Source organism: Bacillus thuringiensis, assembly GCF_001455345.1.
Taxonomy (GTDB): domain Bacteria; phylum Bacillota; class Bacilli; order Bacillales; family Bacillaceae_G; genus Bacillus_A; species Bacillus_A thuringiensis_N.
This window is the reverse complement of sequence record NZ_CP013274.1, coordinates 3,853,396-3,878,503: the sequence shown is the minus strand read 5'-3', so window position 1 is coordinate 3,878,503 and position 25,108 is coordinate 3,853,396. Positions and strand designations below refer to the sequence as shown.

Below are 25,108 nucleotides of genomic sequence, written 5' to 3'. Positions count from 1 at the left end.
TCATTATTTTTATAATAGTATGAATAATAAGAAAGTGCAATTCATATTGAGAGAAAAGGGATAATCCAGACTTTTTTTGCGAAAATATGATATAGTGAAAAGAGTACGGTACACACAAAAAAGGAAAGAAAAGGATTTGTGTATATCTCAATTTTATGTTTTGTGCAGGAGGTATATCGATTGAAGAAATTATTGCGTATCGTAATGATTACATTTTTGATTTTAGCTGTTGATTTATACGGGAAATTACTCGTTTCACAATATATATTAACCCCATCTCAATCAAAGCAAGAAAATAAAATTGTGAAAAAGAAAAAACAAGTAAATGAAGACTCTTCCGATACTGTTTTAAATATGATTGGTGGGGACTCTGAAAATTTATTAGCCAAGTGGGGCGAACCTTCTCGAATAGAGCCATCTGCTTACGGATATGAATGGTGGGTATACAGTCAAGATTTAGCTCAGTATGTTCAATTTGGGGTTGCTGAACGTAAAGTTGTAACGGCGTATGTTGCTGGTGAGCAAGTTAAGGTGCCGCCTTATTATATAAATGAAAAGTATGAAGACGTGTATAAAAAGAATCCACTTTCTCATGAGATTTCGTTGAAAAGAGGGAAAAATAGTTATCAATTTGAGTTATCTGATACCGAAGTGATGGAACAACCATTAATACCTGTAGAAGATGGCTGGGCACAATTATATTTTGATCATTTTACACATGAGCTTGTTGGTGTTCGTTATATGGATGACGAAACATTATTACGTCAAAGACCGTATCAGCTTGTTTATTCGGGGGAATTACTAGCAGAACAACCGTTGACTCCAGATAAAATGAAACAAATAGAGAATGGGAATATGCAGCAAATTTTTGATTTAACGAATATTATTCGAAGTCGTCATAAGTTACCATTGTTAGCTTGGGATCAACAAACAGCGGATGTGGCTATTGGTCATAGTAAAGATATGAAGGATAATAATTACTTTTCACACGATTCACCTACATTAGGTACGTTAGGAGATCGTTTACAGCGTGGGAAAGTAGGATTTCAGCTTGCTGGTGAGAATATAGCAGCGCAACATAGTGATGGAATTGCAGCGTTGCAAGGCTGGTTAAATAGTGAGGGGCATAGAAAGAATTTATTGAATGAACAATTTACAGGGTTAGGTGTTGGGGTATACGATAAGTTTTATACACAAAACTTTATTCGAAAGTAAATTGAGATTGTAAGTTGTGAAAGGGACACCTCCCGGATAATGACTTCATATTCAATGAATTGTAGGGGGAATCTGCCCCTATGCAAATAGTAGGATAAAAAGGTGCATGAATCGTCTAAAAATAGGCGAACCATGCGCCTTTTTTTTCTTATTATATAGTAGATATACATGAAGAGGTGAGGATTATGCCAACAACAAAAGGACCGTTACATCCATCGGTTCAACAGTTTAAAGAGTTTGTAAACCATCACCCTAAAATGGTTCATGAGGTTAGAAGTGGTCACAAAACTTGGCAACAGTTTTATGAGGAATGGTACTTACTTGGTGAGGAAGATCCGATATGGGCAAATTTTAGACCTGATGGAGCTCCTGCTTTTTCTTCAGTAAAAGAAAATAAAAAAGAAAAAGAAAAAGATAATCGAACTGAAGAGGAAAAAACTGCTGATGTGATGGGACAAATGCTTTCTTTCTTTAAAAAGCTAGATGTGGAACAAATGCAACATCATTTAGCCAATGTGACGAGTGCTATTGGTAGTGTGCAACAAGTTATTCAACAATTTCAAGGGAAGCCCGCGCGGCAAGAAGAGAGTACTACCGAAAATAATCCATTTTTCTTTCAGAAGGATTAGGGGGAAAGAGGATGAGAGCAGAAATTATGGAGTTTATAAAGGCTGATGAGGATTTATCTCGCTATATTAGGGAGCAACCGTATTGGTATAGAAAACTAACGCGAAACCCTGAAGAAAAAGAGGCATTTGAGTTAGCAGCTATGCAACATTTCAAAAAAACGATACCAGATAAAGTTGAGAAATTTCAAAATCAATTGGCAGTTGCTTCCATTATGATTGATATGTTTCAGTATATGAAGCAGCAAAATACAACATAATTGGAAGGGAAAACTATGTCCGTCATGCAGAACTTTTGATACAATAGAAGCGGATTATTTAAAAAGGAGTTGCAGCATGAGCATGACGGAAATTTGTTTAGTACGACATGGACAAACTGATTGGAATTTTCAAGAGATTATTCAGGGACGTGAAGATATTCCGCTTAACGAAGTGGGGAAAAAGCAAGCAAGTCAAAGTGCAGCTGCTTTGCAAGCGGAGGCATGGGATATCATTATAAGTAGCCCATTAATTAGAGCGCAAGAAACAGCTAAGGAAATTGCAGGGGCAACTGGATTACAATCAATTTTATTAGATGAGCGATTTGTTGAACGTAATTTTGGTGAAGCTTCTGGGAAGCCGGTTGCGACTGTTAGGGAATTAATTGCAGAAGGTAAAGTAGAAGGTATGGAGCAAGATGAGGAGATTGTAGCTCGTTGTTTTGCTGCGGTAAAAGATGTTGCAGAAACTCATTCTGGCAAACGTATTATCATTGTAGCCCATTCACATGCGATAAAAGCAATTTTACATGCAATTGCACCAGAAGATATTACGTTTAAAACACCGTTAAAAAACGCCTGTATTAGTTATGTGAACGAAAATAGTGGGAAATGGGATGTCCTTAAATATAATATTGCGGAACATATTAATGTATAAGTGTGTGCTGACATTATATAAAAATAGTTAGAATGATATCTTTCTATTTAGTGAGACACTTCAATTAGTAGTTCTATTCTAAATGTGGTATGATGAGTACTCGGAGGTGTCTCTCATGATTGTAGCGACGCTAGAAAGCGTATTAATATTAGATAAGGCAGAGCAGCTTGCAAAAGCGATCATCTGTTCAGATATAGCAGAAGATTATCGTAAGTGTTATAAAGAATTGCATGAAGATATGGAAGTTCAGACGTTAATTCAGCAATTTACAGCGATGAAAGAAAGATATGAAGAAGTACAACGTTTCGGTAAATACCATCCTGACTATACTTTCGTTTCGACGAAAATGAGGGAGTTAAAGCGTTCTGTAGACTTACACGATAAGATTGCAGCTTTTAAACGAGTAGAAACGGCTTTGCAAAAGTTGTTAGATGAAGTTAGTGTAGCAATCGGTTCTGAGGTGTCTTCTTCCATCAAAGTTCCAACAGGAAATCCATTTTTTGATGCTGGTGGCTGTGGTGGCGGTTGTGGTACCGGCGGAGGTTGCGGCTGTAAAAAAACGGGGTAATTTACCCCGTTTTTTAGAAGATAGAAGAAAACGTATACAGAGTTTGTCCTGTAATGTCATAAATTTCTGATTGGTTTTCATGAAATATAAAATATATGTTTTTAAAAGGAGAAGATGGAGAAGATTATGTTCGGGCAACGACAAAGTATGATTGTTTATTTACATTCATTGAAACATGCCAAGATTTTAAGGAAATATGGTAACATACATTACATATCAAAACGCTTAAAATACGCAGTAGTATATTGTGATATGGAACAAATTGAGCATATGATGCAAAAGTTGAATAAACTTCCTTTTGTGAAAAAGATAGAACAGTCGTACCGCCCGTATTTAAAAACGGAATTTGAAAATTCACGTCCTGATCGGGCGAAGGAATACGATTATAGCTAATAGAAAAAATCCCCTGCTAATTTTAGTGGGGGATTTTTCATTTGAAATAACACTTTATTTCATTGGAGGAATGAAATTATTCATTCGTAAAATACCAATTAAATGGTTGAAAAACAGTTCTTTTTCTGGGAAAGTTGTGGATGGTTTTACCGTAAAGGTAATTACTTTTTTTCCTAGTTGTTCTGCCGTTTCTTCAAATAAAATGACGCGTTTACTTTTTTTATTTTCAAGTACAGGAATGCCTTCACGACATATGTATAATGGTTGGAAATCACCAGTAGTAGTTGGTTTTAATATTACAACAAGTGAGCACACTTTTTTTTCATTTTTAATCGTTTCAAATTGTAACATATGTGCTATACGTTCTTGATTTGCTTTGGCAATTTCAAGTAATTCATATAAATCAGAGTAGCCTTCTCCGAGTTCTATAAAACGTTGAATCATATTTTTTCCTCCTCTTTCTTTTACTGTATCATCTCGCTTTTTAAATGAAAAGTAGACAAATAAAAAAAACCCTGCAAAGCAGGGCCCTTCTTATACTAGCATATACTAGTAAGAAGGCAAAGGGAGAGGAGAAACCGGAGGAAGAACTTATGGGGAAACGTAAGTCTTCTCCGCGGTTGGCAACAACATCGAAGGTGATGTTGTTATAATTATTTATGTCCAATCTAAATAAAGATATACATTATGAAATTAAATTTTATGTTGGGCTTTTTATTTTTCTTTTTTTTATTTTATGATAGGATAAAAAAGGTAAAGTGAAACTTTAATCGACGGGGTATTCCTTGCTGATTATTAGCCTTCACCAATTGGGCGTTAACGCGGGATAAAGTGAAACGAATATACATAATGGATTCGTGTTAGCGAATGGTGAGATGAATACATAAAAATGCAGAGCGGTTATTTTCAGCTAAGTTCTCTTAGTGTCCGTTGAAAGATGAACAGACTAGTATAGTTTGGTAGCGGTTACTGAATAGAGAAGGGTTTTCTATAATTGCTCGTTAGATTGAAATAAAGGTAGTGACAACAGATGAGAGTAGTTTCAGGAAAATGTAAAGGGCACCCACTTAAAGCGGTGCCAGGTAATACAACACGTCCAACGACAGATAAAGTAAAAGAATCAATTTTTAATATGATAGGTCCTTATTTTGATGGCGGTATCGCTCTTGATTTATTTGGTGGTAGCGGTGGTCTTGGAATCGAAGCGATAAGTAGAGGGATTGATAAAGCAATTTTTGTTGATCGAGATAATAAAGCAATAAAAGTCATTCATCAAAATTTAGAAAGTTGCAGAATACAGGAACAAGCTGAAGTATATCGAAATGATGCTGAGCGTGCGGTCAAAGCACTCATAAAGCGTGAAATGTCATTCGACCTTATACTAATAGATCCCCCATATAAAGATCAAAAAATTGTATCTTTAATTAGTGTGATGGATCAACATGGACTGCTACATAGAGATGGATTAATTATGTCAGAGCATGGTAATGATGTGGTTTTACCTGATTCTATAGGGAATCTTGTAAAAGTAAGAGCTGAAAAATATGGGATTACAGCAATATCGATTTATAAGTATGAAGGTGAGGAGACAGAATGACAAGTATAGCTATTTCTTCAGGGAGTTTTGATCCAATTACCCTTGGGCATCTGGATATTATTAAAAGGGGAGCGAAAGTGTTTGATGAAGTGTACGTAGTCGTTTTAAACAATTCATCAAAAAAACCGTTCTTTTCAGTTGAAGAACGCCTAGATTTAATTCGTGAAGTAACAAAGGATATCCCAAATGTAAAAGTGGATTCGCATAGTGGATTATTAGTGGAGTATGCAAAAATGCGTAATGCCAATGCAATTTTACGTGGTTTACGAGCGGTTTCTGATTTTGAATATGAGATGCAGATTACTTCTATGAATCGAAAATTAGATGAAAACATTGAAACCTTCTTTATTATGACAAACAACCAATATTCATTTTTAAGCTCAAGCATTGTGAAAGAAGTTGCGAGATATGGAGGAAGCGTGGTAGATCTTGTGCCTCCTGTTGTAGAACGTGCTTTAAAAGAAAAGTTTCAAACCCCGTTAAAGTGAACGGGGTTTTTCTTTATGGCTCCGAAAAAATAATAAGATAACATATACATATAAACAAAATAATGTAAATATCGGTCCATAGTGTACAAAAGATGTCCAAATTTCATGCAGTATAGAAGAGTGATTCGATAAAAAGACGGGGATATCTTTTTGCATAGGTGAAAAAGAGCTTACTTTTTCATAAAATGGTTTCCAAAATATAAAAGTAAAAATAGGGGCAAGAATACTTTGGATAATTCGTGCGAAAAAATAGGGCTTAAATCGGATGTCTGTTTCAGCTAATATGCTAGCAACTTGTGCCTGAATAGAAAGGCCGCTAAATGCTAAAATAAAGCTTGTTACCATAGCTTGATGCAGGAGGGGTATTTCATTTATTTGACTAATCATTTGGCTTCCGAGAGTCATTTCAAAAATGCCAGATAATATCGGAATACTAAATTCGGTAGTTAGTTGGAAGAATGATAAAATATGTTGCATAATAAAAGAGAGGGCTGCTGTAATATGAAATACAGTAATCATTTTATTTAAAACAGAGAATAAAATAATAAATCCACCAATCATAAGTAGTGTTTGAATAGAAGAAACGATAGCGTCCCCCAGTAATTTTCCTATTGGTCTCTTTTCTAGCATGCGCGTCTCGTGTAGGATTGAAAAAGGGTTTTGAAAAGGGCGTTTTTTAGTAGTATGTTGATCATTCTTGGGAATGTTTTTACTGCCGTAAAAACGCATTAGTAACCCGACGGCAAAGTTACTTAAATAATGTGCAGCAGCTAATACGATTCCTAATTTCGGATTATTGAAAAAACCGATAGAAACAGCTCCGAAAATAAAAAGTGGATTAGATGAGTTTGTAAAAGATACGAGACGCTCTGCTTCGATTTGTGTTAGTTGATTGCTTTTGCGTAGTCTAGCGCTTAATTTGGCGCCGGCAGGGAAGCCTGAAGCCATTCCCATTGCCCAAACGAATCCACCTATCCCTGGAACGCGAAACAGTGGCCGCATGAGTGGTTCTAATATAACGCCTATAAATTTTACAACACCAATACTAATGAGAAGTTCCGCAATGATGAAAAAAGGTAAAAGTGAAGGGAATACAACTTCCCACCATATATTTAACCCTCGAATGGAAGCTTGTAAAGCAGCTTGGGGGTGAAGTACAAGAGAAAAGGTTAAAAAAAGTGTTGATATGGTAAGGAAAGCCGTTTTCCATTTTTCATACATGTAAGTAAATCCCCCTTTGTCCCAAAAAACGTTCATTTCAGTATACGTGGATACGTAGTGAATTTAGACCATAAGTATGAAAAAGGAATGAAAAAAATTAAAGGGTGAGAAAAATGACAGAACCGAAAATTGGCTTAGCTCTTGGATCTGGGGGCGCAAAAGGGTTTGCTCATATTGGTGTTATAAAAGTTTTAAGGGAAAATGGTATACCAATTCATATGATTGCAGGAAGTAGTATGGGGGCTTTAATAGGTACATTTTATGCAGCTAGCTCAAACGTTGAAAGATTGTATAAACTGGCAAATGTTTTTAAGAGGAAATATTATTTAGATTTTACGGTTCCGAAAATGGGATTTATAGCTGGAAAACGTGTCAAAGATATGATTAAAATGTTTACATATAATAAAAATTTAGAAGAGTTAGATATCCCGACGGCTGTTGTGGCTACTGACATCTTGAAGGGGGAAAAAGTGGTTTTTACAAGTGGGCCAGTTGCAGATGCGGTGAGGGCTAGCATATCTGTTCCTGGAGTGTTTGTACCAGAGAAAATAGATGGACGGTTATTGGTGGATGGCGGAGTGATTGATCGTATTCCGGTATCGGTTGTGAAAGAGTTAGGTGCCGATATTGTCATTGCTGTTGATGTATCACCAATTGAAGTAAATGGAGAGGTTACGTCTATTTATGACGTGATTATGCAGAGTATTGAAATTATGCAACATGAGCTTGTGATGAATCGACAAATTGCATCTGATTTAATGATGCGACCAGCTGTAGAACAATTTAGTTCGCGTGCTTTTACAAACATTGAAGACATTATTCGAGTTGGAGAGGTAGAAGCGGAAAAACATGTTGCAAATATCTATTTATTAATTGAGCAGTGGAAGGAGAAACATAATGTTTAAACGTTTTCGGTTTATATATGCAATTTTAATAGGGGTTATATTGGCGATGTTACTTGTTTATGTACGTTTACCGTATTATGTAACAAAACCAGGAATGGCTGCCAAATTAGAGCCTTACGTTCAAGTTGAGGGGGGAACAAAAGAATCTGGTGATTTTATGCTTGTTACGGTTTCGATGGGACCGGCAAATGTAGTGAATTTAATAGCGGCACAGTTTAATAAATATACACATATTTCGAAAGCGGAAGAAATATTGCAAAAAGGTGAGAGTGATGAAGAATATCAATTTCGCCAAAATTATGCGATGAAAGATTCGCAAAATGCAGCAATCTATAATGCTTATAAACGTGCAAATCGTACGGTTTCTTTTGAAAATCAAGGTGTATTGGTTGCTGGTGTAGCGAAAGGGATGCCGTCAGAAGGGAAGCTTAAACTTGGAGATGTCATCATAGCTGTCGATGGAAAAACATTTGAAAAGACGGAGCAATTTATTGAATATATGACAGGGAAAAAAGAAGGAGACACAGTAAATATTGAGTACAAGAGGAATGGAAAACAATTAAAAGAAAGTTTAAATGTAAAGACCATTCCGAATGGAAATGGACGTGTTGGTATAGGTGTTTCTATCGTTACGGAAAGAGAATTAGTGGTAGATCCGAAAGTGAAAATTGATTCTCATGAAATAGGTGGACCATCGGCAGGTCTAATGTTTACATTAGAAATATATAATCAACTTGTGGAAGAGGATTTAACAAAAGGGCATGAAATAGCTGGAACAGGTACGATTAATGAAAAAGGAGAAATTGGCCCGATTGGTGGTATTCAACAAAAAGTAGTTGCTGCAAGTGATGCTGGTGCTGAAGTGTTCTTTGCACCAAATGAAAAAGGTGCGGAGAAATCGAATTATAAAGATGCACTTGAGGCTGCGAAAGATATTAAAACAAAAATGAAAGTTGTGCCAGTTGATACACTGGATGATGCATTAATGTATTTGGAAAAAATGGGTGAGAAAAAATAAACCTCTCTGAAAAAGAGAGGTTTTTTATAGGAATTTTGCAGTTGTTTCATCATAACGAATTGGATGGTGTGTTGCATCTTGTTTTAGTAGTTGTGTTCGTAATGGTTCTTGCATGATGGAGAAATATACAGAATTGGCTTTTCGCTCTATGTGTAAAGTAGGATGGTCAAATGTTTTTGTATGGGTAAGGATTGGAAGCTCTATTTGTTTCTTGTTTTTTGAAAGGTAAGTTTGTCCTTTTTGTGACATGCCTAGTAGACGGATGTACGGTGCATGTTGCTCTATATTTGCGCTATGTATTTCTTCTTTTGTTGTATTGGTTAAAATATGTGTACAAGCTCTTTGTAATCTAGTCCACGTATAACGCTTCGTTTTTAATGATTCCATGAATGAATGGAAGGAGGAACTGGTTTGTATTTTTGATAAAATACGATGCTCTAAACCCTCCTCAATTTCATATATATGTCGTAAGTCCTGTGGAGACATCGTCATGAGTTTGTATTTAAAAAATGAAAAGTATTGTTCCCAATTATGTAATGTCCCGTAGTTTTGTTTATAACTGGCTAAAAGAGAAGCAGTCGCTGTTGGGATAAAAGGCTCAATTTCTGTAAAGGAACTATTTTCGCTAAACAGTTGTTTGCGAATACTTGTTGCGCTTGCAATATGTTGGTCATTAAATGTTTCATCATGATAATGAGATGCGAATCTTTTTATCGTTTGTGCTTGCATAGAACTATTTTGCGTCAGTATTGCTTTTATGTATTGGAAGCCTAAAATGTTATTTGGTTGTGACATGTCTATATTTTTTTCAGAAGATAAGATGTGTAGGAAAGCTTCAGATGTAGCTTTTGCGTAACTATTACCTGCGTTCATAAATTGCTTTACAAGACGATTAAAAGTCTCTTCTTCATTTTTTTGCACAGAGATGGTGTTATAAAAATTTTCGATTTGTCCATCTTCACTGCCGAAACAAATTTCAGAAACGTGTAGGGCATTTAAAATAGAAATAGCGCCATTTGCAAAGGTTTCAGCCTTTTGCGTTGAAAAGGCATACGGAAGCTCTACAACGAGGTCTACACCGCATGCTAAGGCCATTTTGGTGCGATACCATTTGGATACGAGTGCCGGCTCACCACGTTGTAAAAAAGGGCCACTCATAACAGCGATTGTAATATCAGAGTGTGTTAACTTTTTTGTTTGTTGCACATGATAATCATGACCGTTATGAAAAGGGTTATATTCAACAACAATACCACTGGCTTTTATGGGAATCTCTCCTTTCGATGTAGCATCTTTTTGGAAAACGTGATACTCTATATATTATTTACTATGATGACTTCATTATAGTGTAAAGAAAAAACATTGACAAATATAAAATGGCTAGCTATAATTTTGTTTGTTGCCTTGAGGTGATATGATATGAAATGGTCCATCCATCAATTGAATAAATTGAGAAATAAAGGATTGACATTGGATGAGATGGTAGATGTAAGTGAGCTAAAAGAGGTCGAGAAAGATATTCGTGAAATTAATCCTGTTCATGTAACAGGAAGAGTTGATTTTGGCTCCGGTAAGTTTACGTTCCATCTACATATAACTGGAAGCATGGTTTTACCATGTTCTCGCTCTTTAGTAGATGTGACATTACCATTTGACATTAAAACAACTGAGGTGTTCCAAACTTCACAAGAAGAATTTGAAACTGAAGCTGAAATTCATTGTTTAGAAGGAGAAGTACTTGACTTACTGCCCGTAATCAAGGAAAATATACTTTTGGAGATTCCAATGCAAATTTTCAGTGATGATGTTTCTGGTGGAGCACCGATGCAAGGTCAAGACTGGCAAGTGATTTCGGAAGAAAACAAAGAAAAGCCTGTTGATCCAAGGTTGGCAGGACTTGCAAAGTTTTTTGACAAATAATCGGAAGACTGGTTCAGGCCTTCATATGAAAATAACTATTTCTTTTAAGGAGGTGGGAAGAATGGCTGTACCTTTTAGAAGAACTTCTAAAACAGTAAAAAGAAAGCGTCGTACGCATTTCAAATTATCAGTACCTGGTATGGTAGAGTGCCCAAGCTGTGGTGAAGCGAAATTAGCTCACCGTGTATGTAAAGCATGCGGTACTTACAAAGGTAAAGAAGTAATCAGCAAGTAATTGCGGGAAAATAAACGTAGAAGATATCTTCTACGTTTATTTTTTTTTGTCTTATTCTTTATTTGTTGTATTCTATCTTTTCTAGTAACTGCATATGTTTAATAAAAAATGCATAGGGAGGACTAGAGATATGGCGACAACAAGACAAGATGCTTGGACTGATGATGAAGATTTGCTTCTGGCAGAAGTAGTACTCCGGCATATTCAAGAAGGTGGAACGCAATTATCTGCCTTTAAAGAAGTAGGAAGACATTTATCCCGTACACCAGCAGCATGCGGCTTTAGGTGGAATTCTTATGTTAGAAAGCAATACAAAGAACGTATTGAAGAAGCGAAGCAACTGCGTAAAGTAGAAAATTATGAAGTGAAAGAGACGAAGGTATTGGAGCCTGCGTCAATTACATTGAATGATGTTATTGATTTCTTGCAAAATTATAAAGATGAAAATTCTTTGATGGTGTTGCAACAGCAAATTGAATCGTTACAAACAGAGAAAGAACGTCTTTTGGAGCGATTATCAGTATATGAGGAAGAATATAGAACATTGCTTGATTATATTGATCAAAAAAGAAGTGTAATAGTAGCGGAAAGAAATAGCGCTCGGTCGAATGGGAAATTAGAGAAGTTAAAGAAATAAAAAAAACAGCTGCGATGTAGCTGTTTTTTTTATTTCTTATGCAGATTCTTCATTTGTAACCGCATTCAAATTTGTTTCTGGTTGCCAAACATAAAAATCACCATCAGGCACTGATATAGGTTGGAAATTTAATTTATCCCAAAAACCAGCTGAATGAATACGTGCGATCGTTTTAATTGGGAACTGTAGCTCCTTCGCATAATTTACAAGCATTTCTCCGAATCCTTGTTTTTGGAAAGTTGGCAACACTTCAAGTTTATAGAGTTCTAGGTAAGTACCTGTAATTTCGAATGGTTCCCCGCCGTTCCTTTTCATATATAGACTCATACGTGCAATGAGTGATCCGCCATAATAAATACCGTAAAATGGAGATTCACTGTCGTTTTCAATAATATTTGCTTGTAATTCTTCTAACATGGATAGCTCTTGAGCTCCACAACCTTTAAATTTTTTAAACTCGTCTAATGTTTTATAATTGATGAGCAAGCGCTCAACTTTTGGGAATCCCATAACATCACATCCTTTTCTTATCTTGTTGAATGCAGAAAAGTAAAAATATTTATAATAATATTATAACTCATTTTTTTATTTTTATGAAGATGATAGTATATTTCTTTTATTATTTTTTTGAGGATTTGCTAAACTAAGAGTAGAAGCATATTAATAAGTAGTATATACATATTGGAAGAAGAGGTGGCATTTGTTTGTCAAAAAGTAATGAAGTTATAAACTGTGTTAATGTAATTGAAGAGGATAAAGTGAAACTGTAATTGGTGGCGTTTGTTCATCTTTAGTTAAATATGATTCCGCACGAATCGGGTGTTAGCGGAATAAAAGGGGAGGGGAAAAGGGACTCATGTATCGTGTTCAAATGAGTTCCTTGTGTGAAAATGAAAATCGGAGTTGTGGGACCAGGAGCTATCGGTCTATTGTATACATTTTATTTACAAAAAAGTAATCAAGATGTTACGTTGTTTACAAGGACAGCTAAGCAGGCTGACGAATTAAATATAACGGGTGTAACTTGTATTAGGGAGGGGAAACGTGAAACGGTATTCCCGCAGGTATTGCCGATAGAAAGTATGCTAGACCAGCAGCTAGATTATATATTTATTGCTGTTAAGCAATATCATATAACTGACATACTACCTTTTGTGCGAGGGAAATCCTCATTAATCTTTTTGCAAAACGGAATGTCACACCTTCATGCTATGCAGAAAATAGAGAATGAAAATATTGCAGTTGGAATTGTGGAGCATGGTGCAAAAAAAGAAGAAAGACATACCGTTTATCATACAGGGATAGGTGTAACAAAGTTTGGAATCGTGCACGGCCGGTCTATACATTTTGAAAAAATATTTAATTGCTTTCCTTTTCCTCATTTTCCGATTCGAATAGAAGATGATTGGAAGGATGTTATGCACAAGAAATTAGTAGTTAATGTATGTATCAATCCATTGACGGCATTATTACAAGTCAAGAACGGAGAATTGATTACGAACCCGTTTTTTTATCAGATGATGGAGCAAGTATTCCACGAAGTCGTTTTTCTCGTTAAAGAAGAAAAAGAAATGGTATGGGAAATGGTACGTCATGTATGTGAAAAAACGTCTCATAATACATCATCTATGCTGGCAGATGTAAGAGCGAATAGACAAACAGAGATTGGTGCGATTGTTGGATATGTATTAGAAGAAGCTAAGAAACAACAACAATCCGTTCCGACACTTCAATTTTTATTCGATGCAATAAAAGGATTGGAAGTAAAAGTATAAGTGTAATTCTTTGCTTTTACGTGAAACATTGACTACAATGTGGATTGGTGAGAGAACAGGATACGAAAGGAAGAATTGTATGGAGATAAAAGAAATCTCTGTTCCGCAACAAGGTGTTGTAGCGGACTATATGAACGGTAAAAAAGAGATACAGTCGTGTTTTGATTATATGTTAACAGAAGATGCTTTTAAACAGCGTGTACAAGATTTGCGTGAGAGGGAGTTTTTCCGCCAAGATTTAGTAGCGCATTTATTAGAATATAATACAAAATTACAAGCGGGAGAAGCTACAATTCAAAATGTAAAAGCGCTTGGAGATGAAAATACATATGTTGTTATAGCTGGACAACAAGCTGGGTTATTAACTGGACCACTTTATACGATTCATAAAATTATTTCAGTTTTACAGCTTGCGAGGGAAAAGGAAGAAAGTTTAGGTGTTAAAGTTGTTCCAGTTTTCTGGATTGCTGGTGAAGACCATGATATGGATGAAATTAATCATACTTTTGTAACGAAGAATAAAAAAATAAAAAAGACTATTTTTCATGATCGTAATCCGAAAAAAGCGAGTGCTTCAGAGTCCGAGCTTTCTCTGGAAGACTGTAGAAAGTGGATTGAAGAAATTTTCAAAACATACCCTGAAACGAATTTTACAAAGGATGTACTGCAATTTATTGATGATTCTTTGGGGAAATCGAATACGTATGTAGATTTCTTTGCTCATCTTATTATGCAAATGTTCGTGAATTCTGGTTTAATTCTTGTCGATTCGCATCATCCAGAATTAAGAAAACAAGAATTGCCGTTTTTCAAACAAATTGTAGGTAAGTATAAAGAAGTGCAAGAGGGGCTTCATAACCAACAGGAAGTAATTAAAGAATTAGGATATAAACCGATTATTGAAACGAAGTCTAATGCAGTGCATATATTCATGGAAATTGATAACGAGCGAGTGTTACTTGAAGACGATCAAGGGAAGTTTGTTGGGAAAGATGGAGCGTATTCCTTTTCGTATGAAGAATTGATTGAAGAGATGGAAAGAAGCCCGGAACGTTTTAGTAATAATGTTGTAACGCGCCCTCTTATGCAAGAGTATGTATTCCCTACGCTGGCGTTTATTGGAGGTCCGGGGGAATTAGCTTATTGGAGTGAATTGCAACAAGTCTTCCATACTATCGGTTTCCGAATGCCACCTGTCGTTCCACGTATTACAATCACTTATATAGAGAGAGATATAGGGACAGATTTACATGATTTACAATTGCAAGAGAGTGATCCGTTTGTAAATAACGTAGATAAGTTGCGTGAAAACTGGTTATCTAATCAAATAGAGGAACCGATAGATGAACGATTTGTAGAGGCGAAAAAAGAAATAATTGATATTCATACGTCATTACAACAGTTTGTGAAGAAAATAGATCCGGGGTTAAGTGGGTTTGCAGGGAAAAATGAATTCAAAATTAATGAACAAATAGAACTGTTGGAAAGAATGTTGAAAAGAAATATTGAGAAAAAACATGAAGTGCAGCTAAATAAATTCCGTCGCATACAATTTGCACTTCGTCCATTAGGAGCGCCGCAAGAGCGTGTGTGGAATGTATGTTACTATTTAAATCAGTTTGGTTTGGATTTCGTTGATCGTGTAATGGAAAACCCGTTTTCTTGGGACGGAAAACATCATGTTATAAAACTATAGAATCTTGCTCTTAGGAGCAGGATTTTATTTTTGTCCTGTTGAATTTACTGTGAAGTGAAATTTTTCTGAATTATTAATTTTAAAACGATGGATATCGTAATTATGCAGGATACTTAAATATATGACAAAATAGCACAAAATGTAAACGTATTATTATCTTTTTCGACAGTTTTTTATTTAAATTCCCGCAAAAGATGATAAAATTTAGTATATAATAAAAGAAAATAGCGATTTGTATAGTATGCTGCCTTTGTAGGCAAGTTAAATGAGTCGTTCTTTCATAGTATTTCGTTCTCTAATCGTGATATGTACGTTTAGGGGAGGAGATGCATTCAACATAATTAATTGGAAAAAGAGTAGGTGCAACAATGTTTAAACACGTAACAGTGCTTTTGAAGGAAACAGTAGACGGCTTAGATATAAAGCCAGATGGTACATATGTAGATTGTACACTGGGGGGAGGAGGACATAGTTCTTATTTATTATCCCAATTAACTGAAGGCGGAAAGTTAATCGCGTTTGATCAAGATGAAATAGCGATTCAAAATGCGAAAGAAAAATTCTCTTCATACGGTGAGCAGTTCATAACAGTAAAAAGTAATTTCCGTTATTTATCTGAGAAACTACACGAATTAGGCATAACAGAAGTAGACGGCATTTTATTTGATTTAGGTGTTTCATCCCCGCAATTAGATACACCAGAGCGTGGCTTTAGTTATCATCATGATGCACCGTTAGATATGCGGATGGATCAAGACGCCCCTTTAACAGCATATGATGTTGTAAATAGCTGGTCATATGAACAACTTGTAAGGATTTTCTTCCAGTATGGTGAAGAGAAATTTTCAAAACAAATAGCTAGGAAAATTGAAGCGTATCGTGAGAATAAAGCTATTGAAACGACAGCAGAATTAGTAGAACTAATTAAAGAGGGTATTCCAGCTCCTGCTCGTAGAACGGGTGGACATCCTGCGAAGCGAGTGTTCCAAGCAATCCGTATTGCCGTAAATGATGAATTGAAAGTATTCGAAGAAGCGTTGGAATCTGCAATTGAGATGGTCAAGCCAGGCGGAAGAGTTAGTGTTATAACATTCCATTCTTTAGAAGACCGTATTTGTAAAACGACGTTTAAGCGAAATAGTACAACGCCACAATTGCCGCCAGGATTACCAATTATTCCTGATGAATTTAAGCCGAAATTAAAGCTTATTACAAGAAAACCGATTTTACCTTCTGATATAGAGTTAGAAGAAAATAATCGAGCGCGTTCTGCGAAATTGAGAATCGCTGAAAAACGATAAAAAGGGGAGAGAGGTATGAGTAACTTAGCTGTAAAGTACAAGCAACAAGCGCAAGAAGAGGTTCAGATTCAAACGCCCCCACAGCAGATGGTTCAGCCAAAAGCTAAAGCGAAGATTACAAGAATCGAAAAACTGTTGTATGTAGCGTTTATTGGCTTTTTATTGTATGCCTGTGTAGCGTTTATTGGAAATAAAGCAGGCCTTTATCAAGTTAATGTAGAAGCTGCTACAATAGAACAAAAAATTGTACAGCAGCAAAAAGAAAATCAAGAGTTACAGGCTGAAGTAGAGAAGTTAAGTCGTTATGAACGAATCTCTGAAGTTGCAAAAAAACACGGGCTAGAAATTAATGCGAATAATGTGAAAGGCCTCAAATAAGGCAATAGGTGTGAAGGGAAAATGAAGAGAAATATGACTAAATTTCATACCAATAAGGGAGCAGGGTATTTTATGATTTTATTCCTCCTGCTCTTTTTGCTGTTATTAGCCCGATTTTTTTACATACAAGCGACAGGAACAGTGCACAATCAGGATTTAGATACACTTGCTAAGCAAAAACATAGTAAAACAGGAGTTCTGGAAGCGAATCGCGGGACGATTTATGATCAAAATGGTCATGTGTTAGCGCAAGATGCAAACTCTTATAAACTTGTAGCGGAACTAAAAGGTGCAAAGCCGGTTGAGAATAAAGAGGATACTGCCAAGAAAATTGCGGGCGTACTCGGAAAAGATGAAGAGAAGATTTTAGCCACGTTAAATAAAGAAGATAAAAGTCAGGTCGAATTTGGAACGCTAGGTAAAGATTTGACAAAAGAACAGAAGGAACAAATAGAAGCATTGAAATTGCCAGGTATATCATTTGTTACTGAAAATGCAAGAGTGTATCCAAACGGTGATTTTGCATCTTACGTTATAGGTCATGCTAAACCGGATGAAAAGGGAATTTCGGTAGGGCAATTTGGTTTAGAAAAAAGTTTAGATAAGTATTTAGGTGCTTCTAACGGAGAAGTTGCTTATACAGGCGATCGTAAAGGAGTATCTCTTGACGGTGGAAAAGTGAACGTAAAGGCACCTAAAAATGGAGATAATGTATATTTAACACTTGACCAGCGTATTCAAAGTTATTTAGAAGACGCAATGAAAGAAGCGAGTAAACATTATGAACCAGAAAGTTTAATAGGGATTGTTGCGGATCCAAAAACAGGGAAAATATTAGCGATGTCTAGTAAGCCTAGCTATAATCCAAATGATCGTCAAATTAAATATTTCTTCAATGACGCAATTGCAAATGCATTTGAACCTGGTTCAACAATGAAAATTTTCACGCTAGCAGCAGCTATTAATGAAGGTGTGTATAAGGGACAAGATTATTATCAGTCTGGTACATATCAAGTCGGAAACCGAAAAATAAAAGATCATAACGGCGGCGCTGGATGGGGATCTATTACATTTGATGAAGGGGTAGAGCGCTCTTCAAACGTAGCGTTTGCGATTTTAGGGGATCAAAAACTTGGCCCAGAACGTTTCCGAAAGTATATTCATAGCTTTGGATTAGATGAAAAAACGAACATTGATTTACCTGGTGAAGGTTCAAATACAATTGTATTCGATCAGCAAATACAGCAAGTAACAACAGCTTTTGGGCAAGGTTCTACTGTAACGCCAATTCAGCTTGTACAAGCTGCAACAGCTATTGCAAATGATGGGAAAATGATGAAGCCTTATACAATTGATAAAATTGTAGATCCAATAACAGGCGAAGTGAAATTAGAACATAAACCAGAAGAAGTAGGAAAACCTGTTACAAAAGATACAGCGGCGCAAGTAAGACAATTATTAGAACGTGTTGTTACATCGCCGAAAGGAACAGGAACTGCTTATAAAGTCGATGGATATTCAGTTGGTGGTAAAACAGGAACAGCGCAAATTCCGGATGGAAAAGGTGGCTATATGACAGGAAGAGAGAATTACATATTCTCGTTCTTAGGGATGGCGCCTATGGATGATCCACAACTTGTTGTATATGTAGCTGTTAAACAACCAAAGTTGAAAGATGATGAGAGTGGCGCGCAGCCTTTAGCTGATATTTTTAAATATGTAACGAAGAATAGTTTAGAGTATTTAAAGATTAAGCCTAATGAAGTGAAAGATCCGAAGAAATATGTGAAAGAGCAGCAAACCGCTGTTCCAGATGTAACCGAAAAAACGATGGAAGAAGCGAAAAAAGCCATTGAAAAGGCAAAACTTCGTCCAATCGTATTAGGTGAAGGGAAAGTACAGCAACAAGTACCGAAAGCGACAGAGCAAACATTGAAGGGTGACCGAGTCTTTTTGGTAGGAGATAAACCTACAATGCCAAATATACAAGGCTGGGCATTGCGTGATGTTATGAATTTAGCAAAAACATTAAAGCTTAACTTAAAACCTACTGGTACCGGATATGTAACCGAACAAAGTGTGGCAGAAGGAACATTGTTGCAACCTGGTACAGAGTTAGGTGTAACACTTGTACCGCCACTTGAACCACAACAAGAAGCAGAAAAACCGTAATGGTAAAAGGGAAGAAGTTCTAATTAAATAAGTACAAGCATATATTTGGAACAAGCTAGGCGTAAGGGAGGCTTGTTCCAATATGCGTGTATCAAATGTAACAGTTAGAAAACGACTTATTTTTATACTCATATCAGGTATACTTATTTTCACTATCATCGATATTCGTCTTGGATATGTGCAATTTTTTCTTGGCAATATGTTAACGGATCGTGCGAAGGATTCATGGAGTCGTAATATTACTTTTGAACCTGAACGTGGGAAAATTTTAGACCGAAATGGTGTGGAACTTGCCACGAATAAAAGTGCCCCAACTGTCTTTGTTGTACCGAGGCAAATTGAAAAACCAGCAGAGACTGCAGAGAAGTTAGCTGCAGTATTAGGTGTGGAAAAAGACGAGATTTATAAGAGGGTTACAAAAAAGGAATCAATTGTAAGATTAGATAAGGGTGGTAGGAAAATATCACATGATAAAGCGAAAGAGGTACGAGGATTAAGTTTGAAAGGTGTTTATATCGCAGAGGACTCTATCCGGTACTATCCATTTGGAAACTTTTTATCACACGTATTAGGGTTTGCAGGAAGTGATAACCAAGGTCTTATGGGACTAGAAAAATATTATGATAAAGAGCTAAATGGTGATGATGGTCATGTGCGTTTTTTTGCAGATGCAAAAGGACAAAGGATGCCTAATGTTGGCGATGATTTCAAAAAACCAGAAGCTGGTTTGAATTTAGGCTTAACAATTGATGCACGTATTAATAGAATTATGGAAAGAGAAATGAATATTGCAGAGTCGACATATAATCCAGATGGTATGATTGCGATCGCAATGAATCCGAAAAATGGTGAAATTTTAGGTATGTCGAGTCGGCCGAGCTTTGATCCAGCGGATTTTCAAAGTGTTTCTCCAGAAGTGTATAATAGAAATTTACCGGTATGGAGTACGTATGAACCTGGTTCAACATTTAAGATCATTACGTTAGCCGCAGCCTTGAATGAAAATTTAGTAGACTTAGAGAAAGATACGTTTTATGATGATGGAGCAGCTGAAGTTGGTGGAGCTAGATTGAAATGCTGGAAAGCGGGAGGCCATGGTAGCCAAACGTTTTTAGAAGTAGTTCAAAACTCTTGTAACCCGGGATTTATTGAACTGGGTGATCGTCTTGGTAAAGACCGATTGTTTAAATACATTCGTAATTTCGGTTTTGGGCAGAAAACCGGGATCGATTTGCAAGGTGAAGGTAGTGGGATTTTATTTAATTTAGATAAAGTCGGTCCAGTCGAACAAGCAACCACTTCATTCGGTCAAGGCGTTTCTGTAACACCAATTCAACAAGTAGCAGCAGTAGCAGCGGCTGTAAATGGTGGAACATTGTATCAACCGTATATAGCTAAAGAATTTATTGATCCGAAAAATAATCAAGTTGTAAGTAAAAAGACACCTGTGGAAAAAAGAAAAGTTATTTCCAAGGAAACTTCAGAAAAAGTTCGGTATGCATTAGAGAATGTTGTAGCAAAGGGATCTGGTAAAGGTGCTTTCATTGATGGGTATCGTGTAGGTGGAAAAACAGGTACGGCTCAAAAGGTGAAAGATGGTAAATATTTAGAGAATAATTATATAGTATCTTTTATCGGATTTGCTCCAGCAGATGATCCGGAAATTGTTGTCTATGTTGCTGTTGATAATCCGAAAGGTGTAACTCAATTTGGTGGAGTAGTAGCAGCTCCAATTGTTGGGAATATTCTTCGGGATGCACTTCCAGTTATGGGAGTGAAACCGAGAACAGAACAAGTTGAGAGAGAATATAAATGGGGCGATACACCAACTGTAGAAGTTCCGAATTTAATTGGTATGAAAAAGAAAGACTTACAGACACAGCTCGTCGATTTGAAGCTTGATATAAGTGGAGATGGAGAGAAAGTCATTAAACAATCCCCAGAAGCAGGAGCTAAAGTGAAAGAAGGCTCAAAAATTAGAATTTACTTCGGGAATTAAAGGTAACCTAGTACGTTTTATGGTACAATTGGTGGAAGTGAGTTCTTTATAGAAGAGTTACTTAATTTGAGGCTGTAAGAGCCTCAATTATAAATAGGTCTATTTATTAGACACTGTAGCACTTACCTCCTATTTTACATAATTAGGGGGTAACGTGTTGCTTATTAAAAAAGAGATAAATACACAATGTAGAGAGGGTTTAGTGAAATGAAGTTGCATACACTTGTATCATGTTTGCATGATTTTCCAGTTGTTCCAAAAGAAAATCCAGAAATCACATCTATAGAAGCTGATTCACGTAAAGTGAAAGAAGGAAGCTTATTTGTATGTATGAAAGGATATACGGTTGATAGCCATGATTTTGCTAAGCAAGCAGCGGCACAAGGAGCGGCTGCTATTGTTGCGGAAAGACCAATTGATGTTGACGTTCCAGTTGTACTTGTGAAAAATACTTTTCGTTCGTTAGCGGTTTTAGCTGATTATTTTTATGGTCAACCAACGCACAAGTTACATTTAATCGGAATTACAGGTACAAATGGAAAGACAACAACATCGCATATTATGGATGAGATTATGCGCGCACATGGTCATAAAACAGGGCTAATTGGAACGATTAATATGAAAATCGGTGATGAAACATTTGAGGTGAAAAATACAACGCCAGATGCACTAACACTTCAACAGACATTTTCAAAAATGGTTGAACATGGTGTGGATAGCACAGTAATGGAAGTCTCATCGCATGCTTTAGATCTTGGTCGTGTACACGGTTGTGATTACGATGTAGCAGTGTTTACAAATTTAACACAAGATCATTTAGACTATCATAAAACGATGGAAGAATATAAACATGCAAAAGGATTGTTATTTGCACAACTTGGCAATAGTTATAATCATAATCGTGAAAAGTACGCGGTACTGAATAATGATGATGTTGTAACAGAGGAATATATGAGAAGTACTGCAGCAACTGTTGTAACGTATGGAATTGATACAACAAGTGATATTATGGCTAAAGATATCGTTATGACGAGTGGTGGAACTACGTTTACGCTTGTAACACCATATGAAAGTATAAATGTTACGATGAAATTGATTGGGAAATTTAATGTATATAACGTACTAGCGGCAACAGCAGCAGGACTTGTTTCCGGTGTAAGTTTAGAAACGGTTATTGATGTGATAAAGAACCTGGCTGGAGTTCCAGGACGTTTTGAAGTGGTTGATGGTGGACAAAATTATACAGTTATTGTTGATTATGCACATACGCCAGATAGCCTAGAAAATGTATTGAAAACGGCAAAACAGTTTGCAAAAGGTGACGTATATTGTATCGTCGGTTGTGGCGGTGATAGAGATCGAACGAAGAGACCAATCATGGCAAGTGTTGCAACAAAATATGCAACTCACGCAATTTACACTTCAGATAATCCAAGAAGTGAAGAGCCAGGGGCTATTTTAGATGATATGGTACAGGGTGCAAATGGGAATAATTATGAAGTAATTATTGATAGAAAAGAAGCGATATACCATGCAATTGCTAACGCGAAAGCTGAAGATATCATCATTATTGCTGGTAAGGGTCATGAAACGTATCAAATTATTGGTAAAGACGTTCATCATTTTGACGATCGTGAAGTCGCTAAAGAAGCAATTACAGAGCGTTTAAACAACGAAGAGTAACAACGTGAGAGGAGGACTGCATGTGCTTGAGCAAGGTTTATTAGTAACGGCTGGGGTAGCATTCTTAATTTCTGTTGCCCTTTCGCCATTGTTTATTCCGTTTTTAAGAAAATTAAAGTTCGGACAGAGTATTCGTGACGAGGGACCAAAGTCACATCAAAAAAAATCAGGGACACCGACAATGGGTGGTATTGTCATATACGTATCTATGATGGTAACTTCACTTATTATGGCGATTAAGTTTAATCGTTTAGGTGCAGAGGTTTCATTATTACTATTAGTGACGTTTGGTTATGGATTGATTGGATTTTTAGATGACTACATAAAGGTAGTTAAGAAGAGAAATCTTGGTTTAACATCGAAACAAAAATTAGTAGGTCAGCTTGTTATTGCAATTGCGTTCTTTTTAATTGGAAAAGGGCAAGCGTTCCACACATATATTATGATTCCGGGAACGGATGTTAAGTTTGAATTAGGTTGGGCGTATTTTGTACTTGTACTATTTATGCTTATTGGTGGATCAAATGCAGTTAACTTAACTGACGGTTTAGATGGTTTATTATCAGGAACAGCGGCTATTGCATTTGGAGCGTTTAGTATTATTGCTGTAGCACAAGAGCAATTTGGAGTAGCGATATTCTGTATGGCAGTTGTAGGAGCTGTACTTGGATTTTTAGTATTCAATGCGAACCCAGCGAAAGTGTTTATGGGAGATACAGGTTCTTTAGCTTTAGGTGGAGCCATTGCAGCTGTAGCAATTTTATTAAAACAAGAATTGTTACTTGTAATTATTGGTGGCGTATTCGTAATGGAAACTTTATCCGTTATTATTCAGGTCATTTCGTTTAAAACAACAGGGAAACGTGTCTTTAAAATGAGTCCATTACACCATCATTATGAATTATGTGGTTGGTCAGAGTGGCGTGTTGTTGTGACGTTTTGGTCTGTAGGATTTTTATTAGCTGTGTTAGGAATTTATATCGGGGTGTGGATGTAATTGAAAACTGTAACTGAATTTCAAAATAAAAATATTCTTGTATTAGGCATTGCAAAAAGTGGTTATGCAGCAGCTACGTTGTTACAAAAATTAGGGGCAAATGTTATTGTAAATGACGGAAAACCTTTAGCGGGAAATGTACTTGCTGCAGAATTACAAGCAAAAGGAATGGACGTTGTATGCGGTGGTCATCCTTTAGAGTTATTAGAGAGAAATATTTCTCTTGTAGTAAAAAATCCAGGAATCCCGTATTCTAATCCAATATTAGTTGCTGCGAAAGAAAAGCAAATTCCAATTGTTACGGAAGTTGAATTAGCATATCGTATCGCAGAAGCGCCATTTGTTGGGATTACGGGATCTAACGGTAAAACGACGACGACAATGCTTACATTTGAAATGCTAAAAGAAGGACAAAAGCATCCTGTAATTGCAGGGAACATTGGAACTGTAGCGTGTGAAGTAGCACAGGATGCAAAAGAAAATGAAGTTGTAGTTACAGAACTTTCATCGTTCCAACTGATGGGAGTAGAATTGTTCCAACCTAAAATTGCTGCGTTTTTAAATTTATTTGAGGCTCACTTAGATTATCATGGGACGAAGAAGGAATATGGTTTAGCGAAAGCAAATATTTTTAAAAACCAAACAGAAAATGATTATAGTGTAATAAATGCAGATGATGCAGATGTGATGGCTCTATCTGCTTATAGTAAAGGTCAAAAAGTACTATTCTCGACAACGAAAGAAATTGAAGATGGTGCGTGTATAAAAGATAATGCTCTTTATTTTAAAGGTGAAAAAGTTGTTGAAGTAGGCGATATCGTTTTACCTGGTCAGCATAATTTAGAAAATATTTTAGCAGCGATGAGTATCGCAAAATTATTGGGTGTTTCTAATGAAGCGATTACGGCGGTGTTAAAACGTTTTACAGGTGTAAAACATCGTTTAGAATATGTAACAACTCTTAACAACCGTAAGTTTTATAATGACTCAAAAGCAACGAATATGTTAGCGACTGAGAAAGCTTTATCTGCGTTTACACAACCGATTGTGTTATTAGCAGGTGGGCTTGATCGTGGAAATGAATTCAATGATTTAATTCCGTATTTCAAAAATGTAAAAGCAATTGTGACATTTGGACAAACAGCTCCAAAATTAGTAAGAGCTGCAGAAAAAGCGGGATTAGATACAATTGAAAGTGTCGATACTTTAGATGAAGCGGTAGTGAAAGCTTATGCTCATTCTACAGATGGGGATGTAATTCTTCTTTCTCCAGCATGTGCAAGCTGGGATCAATTTAAAACATTTGAAGAAAGAGGAGACATTTTTATACAAGCTGTGCATAAACTTATATAAAGTAAATCAAAACATC

At 36.2% G+C, this 25,108-nt stretch carries 26 protein-coding genes; 22 read left to right on the top strand and 4 right to left on the bottom strand.

Annotated elements, in window-relative coordinates; all coding sequences use genetic code 11:
- The first annotated feature begins 180 nt into the window (after window positions 1-180).
- The 6 genes from ATN06_RS20020 (at window position 181) to ATN06_RS19995 (ending at window position 3,717) form a co-directional block, all read left to right on the top strand.
- On the top strand, window positions 181-1,215 hold the full coding sequence (locus ATN06_RS20020) for a CAP domain-containing protein (protein ID WP_060632056.1): 1,035 nt from the start codon (window positions 181-183) through the stop codon (window positions 1,213-1,215).
- A gap of 185 nt (window positions 1,216-1,400) precedes the next feature.
- Window positions 1,401-1,844, top strand: a complete 444-nt coding sequence (locus tag ATN06_RS20015; RefSeq protein WP_060632055.1) for a YlbD family protein — start codon at window positions 1,401-1,403, stop codon at window positions 1,842-1,844.
- A gap of 11 nt (window positions 1,845-1,855) precedes the next feature.
- On the top strand, window positions 1,856-2,101 hold the full coding sequence (locus ATN06_RS20010; protein WP_001200991.1) for a YlbE-like family protein: 246 nt from the start codon (window positions 1,856-1,858) through the stop codon (window positions 2,099-2,101).
- 82 nt (window positions 2,102-2,183) lie between these two features.
- Window positions 2,184-2,756: a histidine phosphatase family protein gene (locus ATN06_RS20005; RefSeq protein ID WP_060633175.1), complete on the top strand. Its 573-nt coding sequence runs from the start codon at window positions 2,184-2,186 to the stop codon at window positions 2,754-2,756.
- A 115-nt stretch (window positions 2,757-2,871) separates the two neighbouring features.
- Window positions 2,872-3,324 (top strand): YlbF/YmcA family competence regulator, encoded by a 453-nt coding sequence (locus tag ATN06_RS20000; protein ID WP_000634353.1) that lies wholly within the window; start codon window positions 2,872-2,874, stop codon window positions 3,322-3,324.
- A gap of 126 nt (window positions 3,325-3,450) precedes the next feature.
- The gene (locus tag ATN06_RS19995; RefSeq protein WP_002080814.1) at window positions 3,451-3,717 is read left to right on the top strand and encodes a YlbG family protein; all 267 of its coding nucleotides are present in this window, start codon (window positions 3,451-3,453) and stop codon (window positions 3,715-3,717) included.
- Window positions 3,718-3,771: 54 nt separating this feature from the next.
- Here ATN06_RS19995 and ATN06_RS19990 read toward each other — a convergent pair whose 3' ends face one another.
- On the bottom strand, window positions 3,772-4,161 hold the full coding sequence (locus tag ATN06_RS19990; protein ID WP_060632054.1) for a DUF7147 family protein: 390 nt from the start codon (window positions 4,159-4,161) through the stop codon (window positions 3,772-3,774).
- Window positions 4,162-4,747: 586 nt separating this feature from the next.
- On the opposite strand from ATN06_RS19990, the gene rsmD reads away from it, so the two are divergent.
- Together rsmD and coaD are read left to right on the top strand one after the other, a co-directional pair.
- A complete protein-coding gene (gene rsmD / locus ATN06_RS19985; RefSeq protein WP_060632053.1) occupies window positions 4,748-5,314 on the top strand; it encodes a 16S rRNA (guanine(966)-N(2))-methyltransferase RsmD in 567 nt (188 codons plus the stop codon).
- Window positions 5,311-5,802 (top strand): pantetheine-phosphate adenylyltransferase, encoded by a 492-nt coding sequence (coaD, locus tag ATN06_RS19980; protein ID WP_060632052.1) that lies wholly within the window; start codon window positions 5,311-5,313, stop codon window positions 5,800-5,802. The genes rsmD and coaD overlap by 4 nt, the downstream gene beginning before the upstream one ends.
- On the opposite strand, the gene ylbJ is transcribed toward coaD, so the two are convergent.
- The gene (gene ylbJ / locus ATN06_RS19975; RefSeq protein ID WP_060632051.1) at window positions 5,794-7,023 is read right to left on the bottom strand and encodes a sporulation integral membrane protein YlbJ; all 1,230 of its coding nucleotides are present in this window, start codon (window positions 7,021-7,023) and stop codon (window positions 5,794-5,796) included. The genes coaD and ylbJ overlap by 9 nt on opposite strands.
- Window positions 7,024-7,136: 113 nt before the next feature.
- On the opposite strand from ylbJ, the gene ATN06_RS19970 reads away from it, so the two are divergent.
- Both ATN06_RS19970 and ATN06_RS19965 read left to right on the top strand, forming a co-directional pair.
- Window positions 7,137-7,928 (top strand): patatin-like phospholipase family protein, encoded by a 792-nt coding sequence (locus ATN06_RS19970; RefSeq protein ID WP_060632050.1) that lies wholly within the window; start codon window positions 7,137-7,139, stop codon window positions 7,926-7,928.
- Complete coding sequence (locus tag ATN06_RS19965) at window positions 7,921-8,946, top strand: SepM family pheromone-processing serine protease (RefSeq protein WP_060632049.1); 1,026 nt, start codon at window positions 7,921-7,923, stop codon at window positions 8,944-8,946. The genes ATN06_RS19970 and ATN06_RS19965 overlap by 8 nt, the downstream gene beginning before the upstream one ends.
- A 24-nt stretch (window positions 8,947-8,970) precedes the next feature.
- Here ATN06_RS19965 and ATN06_RS19960 read toward each other — a convergent pair whose 3' ends face one another.
- Window positions 8,971-10,212, bottom strand: coding sequence for a nucleotidyltransferase (locus tag ATN06_RS19960; RefSeq protein ID WP_170955057.1), 1,242 nt, complete (start codon window positions 10,210-10,212; stop codon window positions 8,971-8,973).
- A 153-nt stretch (window positions 10,213-10,365) separates the two neighbouring features.
- Between ATN06_RS19960 and ATN06_RS19955 the strand changes: the two genes are divergently transcribed.
- The 3 genes from ATN06_RS19955 to ATN06_RS19945 all read left to right on the top strand — a co-directional run bounded on the left by ATN06_RS19955 (window position 10,366) and on the right by ATN06_RS19945 (window position 11,738).
- Window positions 10,366-10,866: a YceD family protein gene (locus ATN06_RS19955; RefSeq protein WP_048550548.1), complete on the top strand. Its 501-nt coding sequence runs from the start codon at window positions 10,366-10,368 to the stop codon at window positions 10,864-10,866.
- 61 nt (window positions 10,867-10,927) lie between these two features.
- Complete coding sequence (rpmF, locus tag ATN06_RS19950) at window positions 10,928-11,101, top strand: 50S ribosomal protein L32 (RefSeq protein WP_001984764.1); 174 nt, start codon at window positions 10,928-10,930, stop codon at window positions 11,099-11,101.
- A 130-nt stretch (window positions 11,102-11,231) separates the two neighbouring features.
- Window positions 11,232-11,738 (top strand): RsfA family transcriptional regulator, encoded by a 507-nt coding sequence (locus ATN06_RS19945; protein WP_060632047.1) that lies wholly within the window; start codon window positions 11,232-11,234, stop codon window positions 11,736-11,738.
- A gap of 36 nt (window positions 11,739-11,774) precedes the next feature.
- Here the strand turns inward: ATN06_RS19945 and ATN06_RS19940 are convergent, their stop codons facing one another.
- Complete coding sequence (locus ATN06_RS19940) at window positions 11,775-12,248, bottom strand: N-acetyltransferase (protein WP_060632046.1); 474 nt, start codon at window positions 12,246-12,248, stop codon at window positions 11,775-11,777.
- Between the two features lie 374 nt (window positions 12,249-12,622).
- Between ATN06_RS19940 and panE the strand changes: the two genes are divergently transcribed.
- The 9 genes from panE (at window position 12,623) to murD (ending at window position 25,092) form a co-directional block, all read left to right on the top strand.
- A complete protein-coding gene (gene panE, locus ATN06_RS19935) occupies window positions 12,623-13,513 on the top strand; it encodes a 2-dehydropantoate 2-reductase (RefSeq protein WP_060632045.1) in 891 nt (296 codons plus the stop codon).
- Between the two features lie 79 nt (window positions 13,514-13,592).
- Window positions 13,593-15,209 carry a bacillithiol biosynthesis cysteine-adding enzyme BshC gene (gene bshC, locus ATN06_RS19930; RefSeq protein WP_060632044.1) on the top strand — a complete coding sequence of 539 codons (1,617 nt, stop codon included), beginning with the start codon at window positions 13,593-13,595 and terminating at the stop codon, window positions 15,207-15,209.
- A gap of 368 nt (window positions 15,210-15,577) precedes the next feature.
- The gene (rsmH, locus tag ATN06_RS19925; RefSeq protein ID WP_060632043.1) at window positions 15,578-16,510 is read left to right on the top strand and encodes a 16S rRNA (cytosine(1402)-N(4))-methyltransferase RsmH; all 933 of its coding nucleotides are present in this window, start codon (window positions 15,578-15,580) and stop codon (window positions 16,508-16,510) included.
- A 15-nt stretch (window positions 16,511-16,525) separates the two neighbouring features.
- On the top strand, window positions 16,526-16,888 hold the full coding sequence (gene ftsL / locus ATN06_RS19920) for a cell division protein FtsL (protein ID WP_000067082.1): 363 nt from the start codon (window positions 16,526-16,528) through the stop codon (window positions 16,886-16,888).
- A gap of 72 nt (window positions 16,889-16,960) precedes the next feature.
- On the top strand, window positions 16,961-19,060 hold the full coding sequence (locus ATN06_RS19915; RefSeq protein WP_060632042.1) for a penicillin-binding protein: 2,100 nt from the start codon (window positions 16,961-16,963) through the stop codon (window positions 19,058-19,060).
- Window positions 19,061-19,142: 82 nt separating this feature from the next.
- Window positions 19,143-21,059 (top strand): stage V sporulation protein D, encoded by a 1,917-nt coding sequence (locus ATN06_RS19910; protein WP_060632041.1) that lies wholly within the window; start codon window positions 19,143-19,145, stop codon window positions 21,057-21,059.
- 207 nt (window positions 21,060-21,266) lie between these two features.
- On the top strand, window positions 21,267-22,742 hold the full coding sequence (gene murE / locus ATN06_RS19905) for a UDP-N-acetylmuramoyl-L-alanyl-D-glutamate--2,6-diaminopimelate ligase (protein ID WP_060632040.1): 1,476 nt from the start codon (window positions 21,267-21,269) through the stop codon (window positions 22,740-22,742).
- Window positions 22,743-22,764: 22 nt separating this feature from the next.
- Window positions 22,765-23,739 (top strand): phospho-N-acetylmuramoyl-pentapeptide-transferase, encoded by a 975-nt coding sequence (mraY, locus tag ATN06_RS19900; protein ID WP_000893059.1) that lies wholly within the window; start codon window positions 22,765-22,767, stop codon window positions 23,737-23,739.
- Window positions 23,740-25,092, top strand: coding sequence for a UDP-N-acetylmuramoyl-L-alanine--D-glutamate ligase (murD, locus tag ATN06_RS19895; RefSeq protein ID WP_060632039.1), 1,353 nt, complete (start codon window positions 23,740-23,742; stop codon window positions 25,090-25,092). It begins immediately after the preceding gene.
- Window positions 25,093-25,108: the final 16 nt, after the last annotated feature.